The sequence below is a fragment of the Paenibacillus sp. RC334 genome (assembly GCF_030034735.1).
In the GTDB taxonomy this organism is placed as follows: domain Bacteria; phylum Bacillota; class Bacilli; order Paenibacillales; family Paenibacillaceae; genus Paenibacillus; species Paenibacillus terrae_A.
Genome location: NZ_CP125370.1, coordinates 5,365,201 through 5,384,090, shown reverse-complemented (window position 1 = coordinate 5,384,090; position 18,890 = coordinate 5,365,201). Strand labels below are relative to the sequence as shown.

Genomic DNA, 18,890 nt, shown 5'->3' with positions numbered 1-18,890 from the left:
CATACTCCAAATATACAAGAATTAGGAAAAAGATGTGGGGTCCATTACTGCCACTTTGGAGATGAGGTTTGCTCATGATTCGCTATCCCTATCGCAAATATAATAAAAAGTCGGGGGCGGACAGGAATAATGGAAGCTCTTCGCATTTTCTTAAGATCGAGGCTCAATTGGAAACCAACCTGGAGCAAATCAAGGAATTGACGTCAGGCAGCCCGGACTTCCTGATTCGCCGCTTTAGTCTGGGGCTGAAAGCTGACGTTCCTGCTGCCATTGTATTTCTGGATAGTATGGTCAAGACGGACACAGTGAATGAACTCGTCATGAAATCATTGCTTAGCCGACCATCCGCCGAGGTGGCTGCTGAGGTAGAAAGTGCAGAAGGGCTTTACAGTCGGATACAGGGCCATGCACTTGAACTTGGTGAAGTGAAGGAATGCGATGATTGGAACTCCATGATGGAACAGCTCTTGATGGGAGATACGATCATTTTACTGGAAGGGTGTACAAAGGCCATTGCGTGTGGCACACGTGGAGGAGAGAAGCGTGCGGTCAACGAGCCCACCACACAGTCTGTCGTCAGGGGACCGAAAGAGGGATTTGTGGAATCCCTGTTCACGAATATTTCTCTTGTCCGACGGCGGATTAAAAGCTCCGATCTTACGATGGAGATGTTCAAAGTAGGAAGCACGTCCCTCACGAATGTAGCCATGCTGTATATGAAGAATATTGCAGATCAAAGTGTTGTAGATGAAGTTCGTCAACGGGTAAAAAACATCAATATCGACGCCGTATTCGAATCCGGTATGGTAGAGGAGATGATACAGGACCATAATTTCACACCATTCCCAACGATCTATAACACGGAAAGACCCGATACGATCAGTAGCAATATTATGGAGGGCCGAGTGGCGCTCATCATAGATGGAAATCCGTTTGTACTAGTGATGCCTACCGTATTTGCCCAATTCTTTCAGAGTGCTTCGGATTATGAGGAACGTTACGATATGGCGACTGTCGTCCGACTCATTCGATATATCAGCTTTATCATTCTAATCTTGGGGCCTTCTCTCTACATTGCCTTAACGACGTATCATTATGAAATGATACCGACCCCGCTGCTGATCAGCATACTGGCTCAGCGGGAATCCGTTCCTTTTCCGGCATTTCTGGAGGCGCTTATTTTGGAGGTTACTTTTGAGATCTTGCGTGAAGCGGGTATTCGAATGCCACGTGTGGGTGGACAAACGGTATCCGTTATTGGTGCGCTTGTCTTGGGACAAGCGGCTGTGGAGGCCGGGATCGTCACCCCGCTGCTCACGATTGTGGTAGCCCTGACGGGGATTGCCAGCTTCGCCATTCCAGCCTATAACATGTCGGTGGCCGGGAGACTGTTCCGATTTGTTTTTATGATACTATCAGCGTTTATGGGGCTGTATGGCATTACATTGGGGCTGATTGCGCTGATTGCCCATATGAACAGCCTACGTTCTTTTGGGGTGCCCTACATGGCCCCTTTCAGCCCCTTTGTACTGGAGAGTCAAAAGGATGCTGTATTGCGTCTCCCATTCTGGATGATGCGGACACGTCCTAAAAGCATTACATCTACTAACCAGACACGAATGAAGGATGGAAGCGGAATTTCCTCTTCCGATAAAACGACACCGATGCAGGAGGGGGGAGCCGAGGGTGTATCAGGGGAAGGGGAATGAACGAAGCACGGTAACCTTCAAGGGGAGAATGTGGGCTCTGAGCCTGGTGGGGCTACTATTGATGCCCCTCCTGTCTGGTTGTTGGGATTCAGTAGAGCTAAATCAGAGAGCAGTCGTAGCGGCAATAGGCATTGATGTGGCTGGAGAAACGGATTATGAGGTTTCCCTGCAGGTTATCGTGGCAGATGAAATCGCCGGGGCCAAAGCGAGAGGAGATACCCCTATCGTGTTGTTTCAGGAAAAGGGGAACAGTCTTTTTCAAGCCATCCGCAAAGCTTCACAGAAGGTTCCACGCGAAATTTCTCTGGCCCATGCAAGATTGGTCGTCATTGGGGAAAATCTGGCACGGCGTGGAATCGGAGATACGCTGGATTTTCTGGAAAGGTATACGGAGACCCGGCTCACGATGAAAATGCTGGTAGCGCGCGGTGAGACTGGGAAGGATGTACTGGCAACCATGACCGCGATCGGCCGTATTCCTGCTAATGATATTTCAGGAAAGCTGGAAACATCTCAGCGTTTGTATGCAGGGGATTACGCCGTGAGTCTCGACGATGTCATTCGCAGCATGTCCAATAAGGGCGGCGGTCCTCTTCTTACGGGCGTAAAAGTGGATGGTAGGATGGAGCAGGCCCCCCGTAAGAACAATGTGGACAATATTTTACCGGAAGCGATCGTGCGTATTACCGGGATGGGAGTGTTCCGAAAGGATCGTCTCGTACACTGGTTGGAAGATGACCAGGCGATTGGACTGTCTATCGTGAACAACAAGGTGAAAAGTGCTGAAACCACATTGAGCTGCGGCAAGAAAGGCGAAGTCATCGGGATCGAAACCTTGTTCTCTAAGGCAAATGTACGCAGCCTGATGGAGCAAGGAGAGCCTGTTTTTGTAATTGACTTAAAGCAAGTCGGGGCGATACAGGAAGCTGAGTGTCCGATTGACTTGAAAAGTCCAGAGGTGATGAAAAGCTTGCAGAGGCAATGGGCAGAGGAAACAAAAAAAGTGATTTCATCAACGGTTAGAGAGGTTCAGCGTACCCGTAGCGATGTACTCGGCTTCGGCCTTGAGCTGGAGAGAAGCCATCCTGCGCAATGGAAAAGGCTTTCTTCCCGATGGAGCCGTTATTTTGCAGAAAGCACCGTTCGTGTTCAGGTCACTTCGGTACTGAAGCATACGCAGGCACGGACCAACCCGTATTCAAGGGGTGAGTCCGAATAGTCGAACAGGGGGAGGAGGCAAGGCGATGAAAAAAAATACAAATAGATGCGATAGAGATAATTTCCCTCATGATTCTATTTGAATTGGGAACGTCTATGATGTCCATTCCTGGAAGGGATGCGGGCAAGGATGCATGGCTGGCTATCCTCATCGCTACAGGGCTTGGGGCCCTGCTTTTTCTGTGCTACGGCAGCCTTCACAGACGCTACCCCAATTTGCTTATGACGCAATACAGCAAAGTTATCATGGGCAGAAAGGCAGGAGGCGTGATTGCTTTTTTGTATATTGTTTTTTTTATGTACGGTGGGGCACGTGATCTTCGAGATACGGGGACACTGATTGCCGATCGGACACTCCCGCATACACCGTTAATCATCATCAGTGCTCTGATGATCGCGCTTGTGATGTACGTGATGCATTTAGGGCTTGAAGTGGCGGGGCGAACAGCGATTTGGCTGCTGGTCTTTATGCTGGTACTGGGGCTCGCAACGAATGTAATGCTCATGTTGTCCGGCATTGTGGACTGGGGGAATCTGCTGCCTATTGCCCAGCATGGCTGGCAGCCGATATGGCGGGTGATTTATTCACAGGCCTTGATGCTGCCGTTTGGTGAGATGGTTACCTTTACGATGATTCTTCCCACATTAAAGAAAGACTATCGTGCCAACGGCGTTGGTGTTTCCGCTGTGCTGCTGGGGGGCATCATCCTGACCATAGTTGCGCTGGTAAACGTACTTTCACTCGGAGAGGACGTGTTCCAGCGGGCCACGTACCCGATACTATCCACGATCAGCAAGGTGGAAATATCGGATTTCATCGACAGGGTGGATGTTATTGGGGTCATGACCGTTATTATCTTTGATTTTTTTAAGATCTTTATTTTCTATTATGCGGCGATAAAGGCAGCAGAAGACGTATTTAACACTTCTAGCCGCAAGTTGCTGCTGCCATTCGGAATAATTATGCTCATATCTTCGGTACTGATGGCTCAAAGCTATCAGGAGCATATTAAAATAGGCGATTTCGTGTTGAAATACATATTCCCTATATTTTCTGTATTTTTCCCGCTCCTGTTGCTAATGGTGTCCTGGTTTAAGAAGACCGAAAACACAACAAGGAAGGAGAATGCTTCGTGAATCATGGTCTTGGACACGTAAGGCTGGTCAGTACCGGGCAAATGCTCATTCTTATGTTCCATTTTCTGCTGGGAAATGCGGTCATTATCAATTTGGATAATGAATATGAACGGGATACATGGATTGCCCAGCTCATCGCTATGGGTGTCGGGATCGTATTGTTCCGAATGTATACCTACACAGCAGAAATGTTTCCCGGCCAAACGTTGACCACCTATGCCCGTAAATTGCTCGGGAATACGAGTGGAACAGCAGTGGGGATACTGTACATTCTGTTTTTTCTGTATTTAACCAGTAGAAATCTACGCGATGAGACTGAGCTGGTCCGTGTCTCCATACTGGAAAAAACACCAAGTATGGTCGTTGCCTTTCTGATGGTAATATGTGTGATTTATGTTCTCTGGCTCGGATTTGAAGTGTTGGCCCGCACTGGACAGATCTTTCTTTCGGTGGTGTTACTCGTCATTTTCTGGGGAACTACACTATTAATCTTATCGGGCAGCATTCATCTGGAAGAGCTGAGGCCTGTAATGAGTCAGGGCTTTAAGCCTGTACTCAGCTCAGTAATTAGAGAACGTTTGCCTTTTCCTTACGGTGAAATGATCTGTTTCATGATGTTTATCCCTTGTGTACATAAGCCTTCACAGATGACCAGAGCAGGTTATGTGGGCATTATAGCTGCGGGTATCGTTTTAGTTGAAGTCGCCATATTAAATGTAACCGTGCTGGGTACGGATATAACGGAGCGTTCTATCTTTCCATTATTAAGCACGTTTGCGAATGTCCAGCTTTCGGAATACGTCCAGCGTCCCGATGTCATTATACTGATGTCTGTACTGATCGGGGACTTTTTTAAAGTGGCTTTGTTCTTCTATGCATCCGCGGTGGGGATATCCGATATATTTGGTTTACCCTACCGAAAAACGCTGCTTCCCTGCGGTATCCTTGTTTTACTGTGGTCCCAGATAGGAACATCGAGCCTGAGCGAGCATTTTGAATTTGGACGGCAGTCCCTAATTTATATTCATCCATTATTTGTTTACATTTTCCCCATTCTGCTTTTTCTGATGGCTCTTGTGCGAAGAAGCAGAGTTAGAAGAGGGAACTCTCAGAAAACGTGACCATCGTGAGAAAAGGAATTGAAGTGCGTATCCAATTTGCTTTTTGCCCACGGTAACAAAGAGCAACAGCAGCATTCCTGCCAAGACGATATATTCGGATGGTCGCAGGGTGCCAAAAGCCAATGAAATAGAATCCCAAGGATTATGAATACCAAATAGCCAGTTCACCAGCAGATTGGTTCCGAGCATGAGTACCATAAAGAGTGTGAATATCCAGAGTATTTTCATAAAATATCCTCCCCGTGTGTATGAGCTGAACGTATATCTTGTATACATTGTGTTGCAAAGTGGCTCAATTTATCCGATCCCATTGACTTGAAATGAATTAGGATTTATACTTATTCTAAATTGATTTATTATTGTAATTATAAGTTGAGAATAAATATAATCTGCGATCGTTAAGGGAGATGCGGTATGAGAACTTTAAATTTAACTTCGCAGCGCCAAGCGGTATATGATGTGGTTCGTGAGGCCCACGATCATCCTACCGCAGCACATGTTATGAACCGGTTGATGGAGCGCGGATATAATCTTGCCTATGGAACGGTATATAATTCGCTACGTTATTTAACAGATAAGGAATTGATCCGCGAGTTGAAGCTAGGGGAAGCTGCCAGTCGTTATGATGGACGAATGGATGATCATCAGCATATTATTTGTCAGGTATGTGGACGGGTAGATGAAGTGATGAGCGAGGTTCCACATGATTGGATCGAGACGGTTGCACATGAAACGGGATATACCATCGCCCATGCCCATGTCGTATTCGGAGGAGTGTGTAAGGAATGCCAAAGCAAGCGAATCAAATAACGAATCGTTTCACAGCAGCCGAGATGCCTAAACGGGTGAAGGGTAACTGGACAACGATGTTATCCGCTCCCTCTGCCCCTGCGTTACAGACGGTTCCTTCCAATGAGCCGTTGTACTGCCCGACTACACGCCGCATCGTTCTGATCAGCTCGGTTCCGGGTGTCGTTCATGGTTTGGTACGTACGTTGTCAGACGCGTGCTTTGATGTGATGGTGTTCCATCGCTGGGAGCCTGAAGTACAACGTCATTTGGGAAGCGATCTGCTGATTTACGATTTGACCGCTACCGATACACGGAGTGAATTACTGGATATCCGTAATCGTCTTGAGGCGGAACAGATGAAAGATACACCCGTTATGTATGTGATTCAGGATCGGATGGCTGTTCGTGCGCATGAGCTGCTTCCTTCGGAAGAGGTGCTGGTATGGCCGCTGGCTTCTAATCATATGGTGCATGACATTGAACGGATGATTGTACGTCATCCGGCAGCTTCCCGTCAGGCAACGCAAGGCAGCCGTCGTACGGTGTTCAAGGACATCTGGATTGACCGTGATAAAATGTTAGTATATAAAGAAGAGAATCAATTAAATCTGACCAAAACGGAATATGATTTGTTGTTGAAGCTGATTGATGCTCAAGGCAAAGTCATTTCTCGGGAGCAGATGATGCATGATATCTGGGAGACGGATTTTGTAGGCGGCAGCAATGTCGTGGATGTGCATGTTAAAAGCTTGCGCAAGAAGCTGGGCGACCGGCCTGCGGAGCCTGAATATATTGCAACGGTAAGAGGTGTTGGCTACAGATTGGCGGATTGAACTGAAGCTGATCAGGCTATGAATTGCCGCCGGATGGAGACATTCGGCGGATGTATATAAATCCCTTTGAAGAAACTGACATTAGGTGTGACGGTTGACTTTATCAGGATATATACACTACAATCGGTAGTGTGAGGTGCTTCTTATGAAACGACTGAATTTTAAAACTGGCGAAACCGGACTCAACCGATTTTTCGGACCTCTGGAAGCCAAAATTATGGATATTTTATGGTCCACTTCGGATCGGAGCATCAAAGAAGTGCAGACCGCGTTGGAGGGGGATCGGGACTTTAATTTCAATACGGTGATGACCGTGATGAACCGTCTGGTGGAAAAGGGAATACTGAGTAAGAGTATACGCGGGAGAACGTCTTTGTATCGACCGGTTTTGAGCAGGGAAGAATTCAGGGATGAACAGTCCAAGGAGTTAAGCCACGAACTGGTGGATGAATTCGGTCCACTCGCTGTAAATCATATGATTGATGCTCTGGAGGTGGCCGATCCTATGCTGATCGAACGTCTGGAACAAAAAATTAAACAATGGAAAAAGGATATATAGACGATGTGGAAAACACGTTCTAAATTACTGTTTACAGCAGGCGCCTTTATTTCGGGTTTCGCCCTTATACAGATGGGTATGTACGCCGGGCAGCATATTTTCGGCTGGAAATTGGATTTTAACGTGTTTCAGATTTGTAGAAGTCTGTTGCAGAACTATGGAATTGGCTACATGGTGGATGCCCTCAGTGGACTCGTCTTTCTCACCTTTGGGATTGCCGGGGTAGAAGCGATACGGCAGTGTATGGCTACAAGGGCGGCTTTCCGCAGACTGCGCCGGATGCGTGACCTGCCGCTGACGGAGGCACTGGGTGAACGATATCGTGAACTGGGAGCCGACCGGATTTGGGTCATTGATTATGCCAAGCCTGCCGCTTTCACCATGGGATTATGGAAGCCTCGCATTGTATTATCCTCCGCATTGCTGTCCCTACTGGACAAGTACGAGGAAGAGGCTGTCATATACCATGAAGCGTATCATATGAAGCATTATGATCCATTAAAGACATGGTTGCTGCAAATGTGCGCCACATTGCTGTTCTACTTGCCGGTGCTGCGTCATATTACCAACCATTATAAGATAGCCCGTGAAATTTTGGCTGACAATGAAGCAATTAAACGCACAGGTTCACCAATGGGAATTGGAAGTGCATTGCTCAAACTGCTGAGAATGACGCCCGCGAATGCCCATCTGGTGAATTCCGCCGCTTGTTCCTCTTTTGCAGAAACGTCCATTAATTATCGGATCTCACGTATTCTAGACCCTCAGCAAGAGCCGGTAATCCAATTGCCCTGGCGTTCGATTATGTTATCCAGCTATGTGCTAGTGATGCTGACGCTTATGTTTGCCCTGGCGTTAATGTAGTTTGGCAAGATATATCCTAATGGGTGGCGCTTTATGCGCTACCGATTATTGATGCATAATACACTACATTTTGTAGTGTTGATTACCTAATCTGTACACAAATTAAGAGGAGATGAGCATATGAATCAAACACTTACGAATATTGGATTACTGTTGGTACGAATCTTTACAGGGGTTATTTTTATTGTTCACGGTTCACAAAAATTTCAGGGATTAGACGGTACCTCAGGTTTCTTCCAAAGTATCGGACTTCCTGGATGGTTGGCTCCTGTGGTCGCTACAGTTGAGCTAGTTGGCGGTATTGCGCTTGTCCTGGGCATGGGGACACGACTCGCCGGGGCAGCATTGACCATCGTTATGATCGGTGTATTGCTGACTGCTAAAAAAGGACAGCCCTTTGGCTCGATTGAATTTGATCTTCTGGTTCTGTTCGCCAGTCTCCAGCAAGCGTTGGTTGGCGCACGTTTTCTTTCGCTGGATCAGTTGTTCAGCCGTAAAAAGCATGAAAGCAGTAACGTACAGGTCTAAATGATCATATAACCGCGTCCTTAGTCTCAGGGCGCGGTTTTTTTATTTTGCTCATTTATGAAAATTGGATGTAAATCATTTGCTTTATTTAACCGATATAACTTCCATCGAGTGTAATTTCAAAAACATAGCTTTTCAAGTAAAGGGGAAAAACACATGGAAAAAATGCGAAAGAGAAAAACCATTTGGACACTCAGGAACAAGCTGATTTTAGGATTTTTACTTGTTTTGTTGTTACCAAGCTTAAGTATATCTATCGCGACCTATAAATCATCATTTAATGCTATGGAGAAACAGCTCTACAGCAGTGCAAATCAGGGGGTAGCGACGGCCAACTCAATTATTGAATATGCAATCGCCAGTAAAATTAAAGATGCGAGTTATTTGGCGGAGCGCCTCGACAGATCGATGATTGACGGTCGAAATAGTCCGTTGATTCAGCCTGAGCTGATCCAATACAAAGGCTTACACGAAGATGCGAACGATATTTTTGTCGGTACAACAGAGGGCTTGATGATTCGCGGCGTACCCAAGGAGAACGAAGGTACATTTGATCCCCGCAAACGACCATGGTACATCGAAGCGATGAAGCAGCCCGGTAAGGTGATGATCACCCCTGTCATCATCAATTCTTCGGGTATTCCTGTTGTCGTGGTATCTCAAACGCTCTCCGACCAGTCCGGTGTTCTCGGAATCTCTCTGAATCTGGAAAGTGTACGTAAGCTGGCTTCCATCAAAGTGGGGCAGGAAGGGTATATCGTCATTATGGACCATACGAAAAAATTTGTGGTCCATCCTACGGCTAAACCGGGTACATCTTCTCAGGAAAGCTTTATTAATACGATGTACACTGCGTCGAGCGGAAACTTTAACTACGTGCATGATAATCATGAGAAATATTTGACCTATGTAACGAATGAGGATACCGGCTGGAAAATTGCAGGAACCTTCCATCAATCTGAAATTAGCGATGCCACCGCTGCCATGCGTTACGTAACTATTTTCGTGCTGGCAGCCTCGTTGGTGATTGCGCTTGTTGCGATTTTCCTGATCACCCGTTCGGTTCTGGTGCCGATCCGCAGGCTGCAAAAATCGGCAGAGCGAATCAGTGAAGGAGATTTGACGGGAGATCTGGAAACCGGAAAAACAGATGAGGTTGGCGAGTTATCTTCCCATTTTCAAACGATGGTGGACAGTTTACGTACGATGATTCGAAGCGTACACGAAACAACAGATCGGGTAGGTTCCTCGGCAGAGGAGCTGGCTGCGGGTGCAGATCAGACGACCAAAGCCATCGAGCATGTCACCATTGCTATTCAGGATGTAGCCGTAGGCAGCGAACGTCAGGTTCAGAGTGTAAAATATGGCTCCGGGCGTATGGAGGAGCTTGCCCGGCAGGCTGAGAATGTATCCGAGCGAATGATGGGCGTATCTGAGAATGTGAAGCGAAATGCCGAGTCAGCTCAAGAGGGCAGCAAGGCAGCTACGCAAGCTGTACAGAAGATGCATGACATCGACGAGACGGTTAATGATCTGGGACAGGCGATGGATTCTCTTAGCGAGCGCTCCGGTGAAATTGTGAATATTATCAGCGTTATATCCGGAATTGCTAAACAGACGAATCTGCTGGCACTAAACGCGTCCATTGAGGCGGCACGCGCCGGGGATCATGGTAAAGGGTTTGCTGTGGTTGCGACAGAGGTACGTAAGCTGGCCGAGGAATCGGCCAAATCGGCTACCTTGATTTCGCAGCGTATTGATGCGATGCAGGTGGATATGAACCATGCTTTGACAGCTATGCACCAAGCACGGACACGAGTTACGGAAGGAATTGATTCGGTAAGCACGTCGGAGCAATCCTTTGCAGAAATTAGCCATGCCGTGGAACGAGCGATGGAGCATATCAATGACATTACCGGAGTGACACAGGAAATGGCTCGGGGTGCGTCAGGTGTCGTGAGTATTATGAGCGATATTTCCCATATTTCGAACGAGGCAGCGGGCAACACGGAGTCGATCTCAGCCGCCGCTGAGCAGCAGCTCGCTTCTATTGAGGAAATTGCTTCTTCCTCAGCGGACCTAAGCCAAATGGCAGAGGAACTGCGCGAACTGGTCGGACGTTTCCAAGTAGAAGGAAAAGATCAATAAAACGATAAAAGCGCCCGGATACATGAGTTTATCTCATGTCCGGGCGCTTTTTTTTACATGCATTTTGCCACAACTTCTTTGTCGTAGGTACAAAAATTATCTTTGGAATGACTTGCGACGATCCAGCCGAAAACGCATGCGGCGCGGACTGTCGGAAGTGCGTAGAGAACTTCTCTGAACCATATTGTTGAGCAGCAGCGCGAAAATGACCAGCAATGTCCCGTACAGTTCAAAATGGCTGATGGTATAGCCTTGGAAATACATAAGCACCAGTGTGGTAATCGGTACAAAGTTAATAAACAAAATTCCGTTCAGTGGTGACAGCATTCGGATTCCGGCATTCCAGCTCAGCAAGGCTGCCAGCCCCGGAAGCAGGATCATAAAGCTCATTTCATATTTGACCGACCATACATGCTGCCAGTCTGGTACCGCAACCCAGTTGAAGGCGGAGGCGGTTGTGACGACTACAAAGGAAACCAGAGTTCCGAGCAGGCAGGTTAAGGTAGAGTATCGAAGAGTGGACCACCCTGCAAAATGGCTGCCTCCCATGGAATACACGACCCACCCAATCACCCCTGCGAAAATGAGCAGCAGCGGCAGCAAATGCTGTCCGGCGAGTGTGAAAAAGGTCCATTTTCCGTTTGTAATCACGAGTACAGCTCCAGCCAGTGCGATCATCATACTGATCAGTGTGTATTTTGGCGGCATTTTACGGGTCATGACCCATATCATCGCAATCGAAATCATCGGCATCAGCACTTCCATAATAGAAGCTACAATGGTACCTGCTGCACCCATCGCGTGCTGTCCCTGGAAAACGGCCATATTATAAATGGTAAATCCCATCGTACCAAAGAACAGCAATGTCTTGCCCTTGCCCTCAAAGCGAAAAGCAGCACGTCCCTCTTTGAGCCACAATAGCACGATCAGTATGAGCGTAACCGAAAAATAACGTAAAAATGAAAAGTACAGCGGATTGACTTGTTGCAATGCAATGTGCGAAACCGGAAACATGGCCCCCCAGGACATACTGGCGATCAGGCACAATAAAGATCCGGTCATGATTTGTCTATTCATGGTGAAAGAAAGCTCCTCCTTGCCGGCCGCAGCGGACATATCTTAGACACATCATAATGGATAGGGAGCTGTTGGTAAAATGATTGAAAATAAACGTTATCATCATTTAAAATGATAATAAGTGACAAGGTACGTCAATTTTGATGGCCTTGTCCTTCACGATAAGGGGGAGCAGTAGTGGATCTGAACGACTTAAACATTTTCCAGACGGTGGCTGCTCATGGCAGTGTCAGCAAGGCGGCAGCCGAGCTTAGCTATGTCCAGTCCAATGTAACGGCCAGAATCAAGCTACTGGAAAAGGAGCTGCAAACGCCTTTATTTTATAGACATAAGCGGGGCATGATCCTCAACGCGGAGGGCAAGCGTCTGTTGCAATATACGAAAAGCATTTTGTCGCAATTCGAGGAAATGAAACATGCGTTTCAGAGTACCTCAGCGCCCTCGGGGGTGTTGGAGATAGGAATCGTGGAGACAGTGATCGCTCTCCCGGCGATTTTACATGCTTACTATAGCAAGTACCCGGATGTCGAGCTGTCCCTCAAGGCAGGGGTTACGGAGCACCTGGTACAGGAGGTTGCGGAGATGAGGCTGGATGGTGCCTTTGTGACCGGACCGGTGAAGCATCCCCTCATTGAACAGTTGGATGTGTTTCAGGAAAAGCTGGTCCTTGTTTCCCAAGGAGATGACTTTTCCGTTGAGGATGTAACGACCCGTCCGCTCCTTTTATATAAAAAAGGCTGCGGCTACCGTGGGCGGCTGGAAACCTGGCTCAAGATGGAGGGCATTATTCCCAAGCAGATTATGGAGTTTGGAACATTCGAGACGATTATCGGCAGTGTGGCGGCTGGCATTGGAATGACGGTTTTTCCTGAATCCTCGATCAGCGGGCTGGCTGCCCGGGGTCTGGTGCATTGTCATGCAATGCCTGAGCCGTACAACGAAGTGACAACGGTATTTATCCGTCGTAAGGAAGCCTATGTGACCAGTACCTTGCAGTCTTTTATGGATGAAATTATCGCCCAGACGGGGGCATAGCTTTATCGTTGGGGCTCAGGTACAATGAAAAAGATTTGATCTCATTTTTCTTCCTGAAGGAGGGCTACTATGTTCACAATATATCCGGCTGCTTCCCGATTCAGCTTCGATAAGGGATGGCTGCGGGGCAGTCACAGCTTTTCATTCGCGGAATATCAGGATGATAACAATACAGAGTTTGGTCCCATGCGTGTCTGTAATGACGACGTGATCGCACCGGGACGAGGCTTTGGGGCGCATCCGCATAGTGATATGGAGATTGTCTCTATTGTGCTGTACGGCGAGCTGCGTCATGAGGACAACCGTGGACATGTGGCGGTGACGAATTTTGGAGGTATCCAGCGGATGTCCGCAGGCCACGGGATCATCCATACGGAGCACAACGCTTCGCAAACAGAGGATGTCAGTCTGCTGCAATTGTGGTTTAGCCCGCTTACGAGAGGACTGGAACCGTCGTATGAAGCTACTGCGTTCAACCCGGATCGTTTGCATGGTCAGCTTCTGCCTGTTGTTGCCGGGAAGCGTGTTCCGGGCACGGATGGCGAAATAGCTGCGATTAATCAGGATTTGACGATTTATTTAAGCAAGCTTCAGACCGGAGAGCGTGTGGAATTCACACAGTCCGAGGGGCGACGCGTGTTCTTGTTTGTTATCGAAGGCTCACTGCGTGTGAACGGTGAACATATGCTGAACGGGCGCGATTCGGCCCGCATTGAGCAGGAGCCGAAGCTGTCGCTGGAGGCACAGGAGCCTGTCTTTTATATGCTGATTGATTTGCCCTAAAAGGAGGTGCGCGCAATGGCGCAGCAGGAAACATGGCTGATCAAGCATGCCGTCACGGGTCGCAGCTTTGCTGACAGCCGCAAGCAGACTTTGGATTGCCGTTTGGAATCGGCGGACGGCGTGTTTCGCTTCACGCTTCAAGAGCTGCCGCGTGAGGCAGCGGTGGAGATTGTGCGTTATAGCAGGGAACTGAATGTATTCCGTTTTGTAACGCCAGAGGACGGAGCCATTGTGAAGCATTGGTATTACGTTAACCCGGAAAGCGTGAAATATAATGATCAGACAGGGGAGCTTACGTTCGAAGCTGGTTCTGAGATTGAGTACCATCCTGACGAATATTGGGGAGATTAATCACCATTTTATAATGATGTTTTCGGAGACTCTGCATGATTGCAGGGTCTTTTTGTCATCTATTCAACATGCTGAGACTGTTGGATACATAATCCTGCGCAGGCTGGTACATCCTACATGTCATATACCTGATCGGCCATTCGTAGAGGGGGATAACGATGAAGAAAGTTCACTTTCCCAAGCTGCCGAGATTACCGTGGAGCCGGCGCACGATTCCGGCTGCAGATCGCAAGACACGAAATTACGATGCTCTTAAAGGACTGCCTGAACCATCATGGCTGGAACAGCCGTTACGGAGCAGTCTGGAAGACAATTTGACTGCTTTGCGTGATATTTTCAAGGATTGCTCTGATATCGTCTATCGAGAGCTGATGATTTCCCCTGAACGCAAAGGGATGTTGGCTTATATTGAAGGCACGGTGAAATCGGAGGATTTGCAGGATCATATCCTGCGACCTTTCATTTTGGGCATGATGCTTAACGACCCCGAGGTAAACGGAACATTAGATCCGCTGGATGAAACTCGGATTTCCATGTCCCAGACCAAAACGATGGATCAATGGAAAATGGTCTCGGCGGCGATACTGGACGGCAATGCCGCCTTGTTCGTAGACGGTAAGTCTCGTGCGTATATCTTCAGTGCTAAGGGAGGCGTCCGCCGTGGCGTGGAGGAGCCTCAGACCGAGGCGGTTATTCGTGGGCCGCGTGAAGGATTTACCGAGACCCTTCGTGTAAATACCGCTTTGCTGCGATTCAAGCTGAAGACCCCCAAGCTCAAGATGCACAGCATGACCATGGGAACAGAAACCCAAACAGGTGTTGTACTTACCTATATTGAGGGCATCATAGATCCGAAGCTGGTGGAGGATGTGAAAAAAAGGCTTAGCGATATCGAAATAGATGGTGTGCTGGAGACAGGATACATTGAGGAACTGATTGAGGATCACCCGTTTTCACCGTTTCCGGAAATGGAATACACGGAACGTCCGGATACGGTTACCGCGCAATTGCTGGAAGGACGTTTTGCCATTTTTGTGGACGGTACGCCCTTTGCCCTGATTGGGCCAGTCACGATGTGGCAGATGATGCAAGCGAGCGAAGACTATTACGAGCGTTTTTTCATCAGTAACATGGTGCGCTGGATTCGGTTTCTTTTTCTCATATTAGCCCTCTTTTTACCTGCATTATATGTAGCGGTCACGACCTATCATCATGATATGCTGCCGACGACACTCATCCTGAGCATTGCGGCGGCGCGTGAATCTATCCCTTTCCCCGCCTTGGTGGAAGCATTGATTATGGAGATTTCCTTTGAGGCGTTACGGGAAGCGGGGATTCGTCTCCCCAAAACGGTCGGCCAGGCTGTCAGTATCCTCGGTGCACTTGTTATCGGTCAAGCCTCTGTACAGGCGGGAATTGTGTCGGCACCGGTGGTTATTATCGTGTCGCTCACAGGTATTGCGTCGTTTACTATTCCGCGTTTTAACTTTGCTATTACGGTCCGCATGTTACGGTTCCCGATTATGCTGATGGCAGGTGTGTTCGGGCTGTTTGGAATCATTATCGCGACCACACTGCTCGCTACACATTTAACCAAGCTAACGTCGTTTGGTGTGCCTTACATGAGCGGGTATAGCCCATACAATCACATGGACCAAAAGGATATCGTCGTTCGTGCGCCATGGTGGAAAATGACCAAACGTCCTTCCTGGATTGGAAAAGGTAACAACAAACGAGCGAAGGGAAACATGAATGGATCGCCCACAACCGAGGAGGGATGGTAATGAAGAAGCCCAAAGAGTCTGATGCAGGGAAAGTACGTAAAGCGGCTGTGCTCAGCTGTTTGCTGCTTTGTTCTGTTCTTTTGGGTGGATGCTGGGATCGCCGTGAAGTGAACGATGTAGCCTTTGTAATGGGGACCGGGTTGGATAAGGAAGGGGATCAATACCGTGTAACGATGCAAATTGCTCTTCCCGGACAACTCGGATCTTCGGGAAGCACAGGAGGCGGTGGAGGTACTAGTGGAACGAAATCCTATTATCTGGAGTCCAAGATAGGTCCAAGCTTCCGGGGAGCAAGCACTGAGGAACAGCGAGGGGTTTCACGAACGCTGAATTATTCCCATCGGCGGGTGCTATTATTCGGCGAGGCACTGGCACGTGAGGGGATCAGCAAAATGATGGATGTGCTGGCGCGTATTCCGCAGAACCGTCTGTCTTCGCTGGTCGTCATAACGAAGGGCTCGACGCTGGAAGTGCTTCAGGCGGATGCCCCGATTGAGCAATATCCAGCAGAGATGGTGCGTGAGCTTAATTACTCATATATGAAAAAACCTCGCTCCATTAAATTGCTGATGAATTCAATCCTGATGGATGGTATTGACCCGGCTGTGCCAGTGATGTCTCTCGTAAAAAATGGTCCCGCCAACATAAAGGACAAGAAGACGAATATTCAGGTGGATGGGCTGGCTGTATTTCGCAAAGACAGGGTAACGGGGATTATAGATAACCATCTAAGCCGGTTTCTGCTATTGGGTATGGAGCAGGCTAAGGATACGGAGATATTCATCCCCCCTCCTAAAGGTGCTGGTTATATATCCGTTCATCTCATCGAAAATAACGTCCATATCAAGCCTCATATTCAGGGGGATGATATTCGAATGACCATTCGTCTGAACTGCAACGGGAATGTAAGAGAGGATGAGACCACTTTCGATATATCCAATGGGGAAAATTTGAAGTGGCTGGAGCAGCAGGTTGCCGAAGAGATCAAGAAAGAGCTGGGTGAGGCTGTCCGGGTTATTCAGCAAAAATATCATTCAGACATACTTGGCTTTGGCCGGGCTATCATTATGAGTCGTCCAGATGAATGGAAACGGATTAAACCTCGATGGGAGCAATTGTATCCCAAGGTGGAGGTCACCATAAATCCGATCGTGCATATTGAGAATATCGGTGCGGTCACCAAACCATTCGGGATCAAAAAGGAGGACATCCAAAATGAATAAAGTATTTTTGTTGCCTTTGGTGCTGGCTACGCTGTTCATGTATCTGATTGACCGCAAAAGTCTGAAATCTGCACCTGCAGTCAATCGCTGGGTCTCACGCGTATTGTATGTCATTAGCATTGGTATCTGGATATACGGCACCTTGACAAAGAGTTCCGTATATGTGGCCACATGGCTAAGCCGTTTCATTGACATGTGGATCCCTCCTGTGTTGTAAAGAGAGCAAGATGCCTGTGGGGAAAAAGGGGGATCTCGTGCATGGAACAGTCCACAACCAGGCAAATCATACTGCTCAGTGTGTTGCTTGAGACCAATATAACCCTGTTACATGCTCCTTCACAGGCGGCAGCGTTCGCAGAACGACATGCCTATTGGACCTGCGTGGTTGCAGCCATAGTGCCTGTGCTACGACCCAAGCGTATAGGAGAAGAACGGGGGAAGTAGAATGAAGCAAGACTTGGAAATGATCCGGTTCATTGATATGCATACGTCGGCTGCATTGCAACGCATGTAATGGATGCCTGCGGCCAAAAGGAGGATGTACCTGTATGAAGCAATTCACAACCAGACAAATCGTGCTGCTTGGTATGTTGATGGAGGTCAGTATTACCATTGTGCATGCTCCGACGCAGGCAGCAGATTACGCGCATCAGCATGCCTATTGGACCTGTGCGATTGCTGCCATCGTAATATGCTTGCCGATCTGGGCGATGTTGAAGCTTAAGCGGCGTTTTCCGGATCAGGATCTGCTACAGGCCATAGTCAGCTCTCACCCCGTGCTAGGGCGTATGCTGCTTGTGGTTTATATTATTTTATTCCTGATCATTTTTGCACGAGATCTGAGAATTATTACCGATCTGGTTGGAATTGTACTTTTGCCGCTGACTCCGATTGTCGTCATATCCCTTATTATGCTGCTGACCTTAACGTTCATGGCTAAGGGCGGTATAAGCACGATTGTGAATATGGCGGAGATTTTTGTACCGTTGTCGGTTCTGACGATGCTGACGATGCCGCTTGTTTTCGGGCGTAATATGGATTTTTCGGCACTGAGACCGATTTTGCACCCGGATGTAAATGGAGTTATCAAAGGTAGCTGGCGTATGCTCGGATATATGGCAGATATTATGCTGCTGCCTTTTGTGATTTCGGGAAAAAGCTATGGTCCCCGGAGCGCGTGGCTAGGACATTTGACCGGAACCGCTTTTATGATCATCATGGTGCTGCTGGAGGAGCTGGTTATTGGAGTTCCTATCTTGTCGCGGCTGTTTTATCCATCGTATGAACTGGCGCGTCAGTTGCAGTTAACCGACTTTCTGGATCGGTTCGACTTGTTTGTGGCTGCACTGACTGTACCAACCCTGCTTACAAAGATTGGTGTTGATCTGTACGTTACCAGTTTGGCGGTAAAGCGCATGTTTGCCCATACACGGGGGAGTCTGATGGTTTGGCCCGTAGGCTTGTTGGGTTATGTCTGTTCCTTTATGCTGTTTTCTAATATCGTCCAAATTTATGATTTTAGCCGGGAGTGGACGATGGTGATGATTATTTTCTTTGTCTTCATGCCTTTTGTGCTATGGCTGCTGCTCCGACCCAAGCCTGAAGAATATAACGAATATCATAAGCCATCTGGAGAGAAGCAGGATAGCACAAGCCAGCAAGAAAGCCAGCAAGAAAGCCAGCAGGCAAGCAGAACAGAACAAGCTAACTTATAAGTTTACTGTATTC

General features: G+C 48.0%; 20 protein-coding genes. 18 read left to right on the top strand and 2 right to left on the bottom strand.

Annotation, left to right across the window (positions count from 1 at the left end):
- Window positions 1-74: 74 nt before the first annotated feature.
- Genes QMK20_RS24720 through QMK20_RS24705 form a run of 4 tightly spaced genes read left to right on the top strand, consistent with a single transcriptional unit; the run spans window position 75 to window position 5,185 of the window.
- Entirely contained in the window at window positions 75-1,709 is a 1,635-nt protein-coding gene (locus QMK20_RS24720) for a spore germination protein (protein ID WP_283653686.1), read from the top strand.
- Window positions 1,687-2,928 (top strand): Ger(x)C family spore germination protein, encoded by a 1,242-nt coding sequence (locus QMK20_RS24715; protein WP_283653685.1) that lies wholly within the window; start codon window positions 1,687-1,689, stop codon window positions 2,926-2,928. Before QMK20_RS24720 ends, QMK20_RS24715 begins: the two co-directional genes overlap by 23 nt.
- A 35-nt stretch (window positions 2,929-2,963) precedes the next feature.
- Window positions 2,964-4,064 carry a GerAB/ArcD/ProY family transporter gene (locus QMK20_RS24710; RefSeq protein WP_283656339.1) on the top strand — a complete coding sequence of 367 codons (1,101 nt, stop codon included), beginning with the start codon at window positions 2,964-2,966 and terminating at the stop codon, window positions 4,062-4,064.
- Window positions 4,061-5,185, top strand: coding sequence for a GerAB/ArcD/ProY family transporter (locus QMK20_RS24705; protein WP_283653684.1), 1,125 nt, complete (start codon window positions 4,061-4,063; stop codon window positions 5,183-5,185). The genes QMK20_RS24710 and QMK20_RS24705 overlap by 4 nt, the downstream gene beginning before the upstream one ends.
- On the opposite strand, the gene QMK20_RS27830 is transcribed toward QMK20_RS24705, so the two are convergent.
- The gene (locus QMK20_RS27830; RefSeq protein WP_283657419.1) at window positions 5,096-5,413 is read right to left on the bottom strand and encodes a YczF family membrane protein; all 318 of its coding nucleotides are present in this window, start codon (window positions 5,411-5,413) and stop codon (window positions 5,096-5,098) included. The genes QMK20_RS24705 and QMK20_RS27830 overlap by 90 nt on opposite strands.
- Before the next feature lie 186 nt (window positions 5,414-5,599).
- Between QMK20_RS27830 and QMK20_RS24700 the strand changes: the two genes are divergently transcribed.
- The 6 genes from QMK20_RS24700 to QMK20_RS24675 all read left to right on the top strand — a co-directional run bounded on the left by QMK20_RS24700 (window position 5,600) and on the right by QMK20_RS24675 (window position 10,909).
- Window positions 5,600-5,995: a Fur family transcriptional regulator gene (locus QMK20_RS24700; RefSeq protein ID WP_283653683.1), complete on the top strand. Its 396-nt coding sequence runs from the start codon at window positions 5,600-5,602 to the stop codon at window positions 5,993-5,995.
- Window positions 5,971-6,810: a winged helix-turn-helix transcriptional regulator gene (locus QMK20_RS24695; RefSeq protein ID WP_283653682.1), complete on the top strand. Its 840-nt coding sequence runs from the start codon at window positions 5,971-5,973 to the stop codon at window positions 6,808-6,810. The genes QMK20_RS24700 and QMK20_RS24695 overlap by 25 nt, the downstream gene beginning before the upstream one ends.
- Window positions 6,811-6,955: 145 nt before the next feature.
- Window positions 6,956-7,369, top strand: a complete 414-nt coding sequence (locus QMK20_RS24690; RefSeq protein WP_014278583.1) for a BlaI/MecI/CopY family transcriptional regulator — start codon at window positions 6,956-6,958, stop codon at window positions 7,367-7,369.
- A gap of 3 nt (window positions 7,370-7,372) precedes the next feature.
- Window positions 7,373-8,233: a M56 family metallopeptidase gene (locus QMK20_RS24685; protein WP_283653681.1), complete on the top strand. Its 861-nt coding sequence runs from the start codon at window positions 7,373-7,375 to the stop codon at window positions 8,231-8,233.
- A 120-nt stretch (window positions 8,234-8,353) separates the two neighbouring features.
- Window positions 8,354-8,761 carry a DoxX family protein gene (locus QMK20_RS24680; protein WP_283653680.1) on the top strand — a complete coding sequence of 136 codons (408 nt, stop codon included), beginning with the start codon at window positions 8,354-8,356 and terminating at the stop codon, window positions 8,759-8,761.
- 156 nt (window positions 8,762-8,917) lie between these two features.
- Window positions 8,918-10,909: a methyl-accepting chemotaxis protein gene (locus QMK20_RS24675; protein WP_283653679.1), complete on the top strand. Its 1,992-nt coding sequence runs from the start codon at window positions 8,918-8,920 to the stop codon at window positions 10,907-10,909.
- A gap of 96 nt (window positions 10,910-11,005) precedes the next feature.
- Here QMK20_RS24675 and QMK20_RS24670 read toward each other — a convergent pair whose 3' ends face one another.
- On the bottom strand, window positions 11,006-11,986 hold the full coding sequence (locus QMK20_RS24670) for a DMT family transporter (RefSeq protein ID WP_283653678.1): 981 nt from the start codon (window positions 11,984-11,986) through the stop codon (window positions 11,006-11,008).
- Window positions 11,987-12,163: 177 nt separating this feature from the next.
- Here QMK20_RS24670 and QMK20_RS24665 point away from each other — a divergent pair, with 177 nt between their 5' ends.
- From QMK20_RS24665 to QMK20_RS24630, 8 genes are all read left to right on the top strand, one after another.
- Window positions 12,164-13,021, top strand: coding sequence for a LysR family transcriptional regulator (locus QMK20_RS24665; RefSeq protein ID WP_283653677.1), 858 nt, complete (start codon window positions 12,164-12,166; stop codon window positions 13,019-13,021).
- Between the two features lie 69 nt (window positions 13,022-13,090).
- Window positions 13,091-13,804: a pirin family protein gene (locus tag QMK20_RS24660; protein WP_283653676.1), complete on the top strand. Its 714-nt coding sequence runs from the start codon at window positions 13,091-13,093 to the stop codon at window positions 13,802-13,804.
- Window positions 13,805-13,819: 15 nt separating this feature from the next.
- Window positions 13,820-14,155: a hypothetical protein gene (locus QMK20_RS24655; RefSeq protein ID WP_283653675.1), complete on the top strand. Its 336-nt coding sequence runs from the start codon at window positions 13,820-13,822 to the stop codon at window positions 14,153-14,155.
- 158 nt (window positions 14,156-14,313) lie between these two features.
- Window positions 14,314-15,939, top strand: coding sequence for a spore germination protein (locus QMK20_RS24650; protein WP_283653674.1), 1,626 nt, complete (start codon window positions 14,314-14,316; stop codon window positions 15,937-15,939).
- Window positions 15,933-17,162 carry a Ger(x)C family spore germination protein gene (locus tag QMK20_RS24645; RefSeq protein WP_349361884.1) on the top strand — a complete coding sequence of 410 codons (1,230 nt, stop codon included), beginning with the start codon at window positions 15,933-15,935 and terminating at the stop codon, window positions 17,160-17,162. The genes QMK20_RS24650 and QMK20_RS24645 overlap by 7 nt, the downstream gene beginning before the upstream one ends.
- A complete protein-coding gene (locus QMK20_RS24640) occupies window positions 17,155-17,379 on the top strand; it encodes a hypothetical protein (protein WP_283653672.1) in 225 nt (74 codons plus the stop codon). Before QMK20_RS24645 ends, QMK20_RS24640 begins: the two co-directional genes overlap by 8 nt.
- A 41-nt stretch (window positions 17,380-17,420) precedes the next feature.
- Window positions 17,421-17,606 (top strand): hypothetical protein, encoded by a 186-nt coding sequence (locus QMK20_RS24635; protein WP_349361883.1) that lies wholly within the window; start codon window positions 17,421-17,423, stop codon window positions 17,604-17,606.
- Window positions 17,607-17,710: 104 nt separating this feature from the next.
- Window positions 17,711-18,877 (top strand): GerAB/ArcD/ProY family transporter, encoded by a 1,167-nt coding sequence (locus QMK20_RS24630; protein ID WP_283653671.1) that lies wholly within the window; start codon window positions 17,711-17,713, stop codon window positions 18,875-18,877.
- The last annotated feature ends 13 nt before the right edge of the window (window positions 18,878-18,890 follow it).

Excerpts from the sequence above, each read along its gene's own strand:
- QMK20_RS24720 (WP_283653686.1), top strand. The coding sequence starts at position 75 with ATGATTCGCTATCCCTATCGCAAATATAATAAAAAGTCGGGGGCGGAC.
- QMK20_RS27830 (WP_283657419.1), bottom strand. The coding sequence starts at position 5,413 with ATGAAAATACTCTGGATATTCACACTCTTTATGGTACTCATGCTCGGA.
- QMK20_RS24700 (WP_283653683.1), top strand. The coding sequence starts at position 5,600 with ATGAGAACTTTAAATTTAACTTCGCAGCGCCAAGCGGTATATGATGTG.
- QMK20_RS24695 (WP_283653682.1), top strand. The coding sequence starts at position 5,971 with ATGCCAAAGCAAGCGAATCAAATAACGAATCGTTTCACAGCAGCCGAG.
- QMK20_RS24690 (WP_014278583.1), top strand. The coding sequence starts at position 6,956 with ATGAAACGACTGAATTTTAAAACTGGCGAAACCGGACTCAACCGATTT.
- QMK20_RS24685 (WP_283653681.1), top strand. The coding sequence starts at position 7,373 with ATGTGGAAAACACGTTCTAAATTACTGTTTACAGCAGGCGCCTTTATT.
- QMK20_RS24680 (WP_283653680.1), top strand. The coding sequence starts at position 8,354 with ATGAATCAAACACTTACGAATATTGGATTACTGTTGGTACGAATCTTT.
- QMK20_RS24675 (WP_283653679.1), top strand. The coding sequence starts at position 8,918 with ATGGAAAAAATGCGAAAGAGAAAAACCATTTGGACACTCAGGAACAAG.
- QMK20_RS24670 (WP_283653678.1), bottom strand. The coding sequence starts at position 11,986 with ATGAATAGACAAATCATGACCGGATCTTTATTGTGCCTGATCGCCAGT.
- QMK20_RS24660 (WP_283653676.1), top strand. The coding sequence starts at position 13,091 with ATGTTCACAATATATCCGGCTGCTTCCCGATTCAGCTTCGATAAGGGA.
- QMK20_RS24655 (WP_283653675.1), top strand. The coding sequence starts at position 13,820 with ATGGCGCAGCAGGAAACATGGCTGATCAAGCATGCCGTCACGGGTCGC.
- QMK20_RS24650 (WP_283653674.1), top strand. The coding sequence starts at position 14,314 with ATGAAGAAAGTTCACTTTCCCAAGCTGCCGAGATTACCGTGGAGCCGG.
- QMK20_RS24645 (WP_349361884.1), top strand. The coding sequence starts at position 15,933 with ATGGTAATGAAGAAGCCCAAAGAGTCTGATGCAGGGAAAGTACGTAAA.
- QMK20_RS24640 (WP_283653672.1), top strand. The coding sequence starts at position 17,155 with ATGAATAAAGTATTTTTGTTGCCTTTGGTGCTGGCTACGCTGTTCATG.
- QMK20_RS24635 (WP_349361883.1), top strand. The coding sequence starts at position 17,421 with ATGGAACAGTCCACAACCAGGCAAATCATACTGCTCAGTGTGTTGCTT.
- QMK20_RS24630 (WP_283653671.1), top strand. The coding sequence starts at position 17,711 with ATGAAGCAATTCACAACCAGACAAATCGTGCTGCTTGGTATGTTGATG.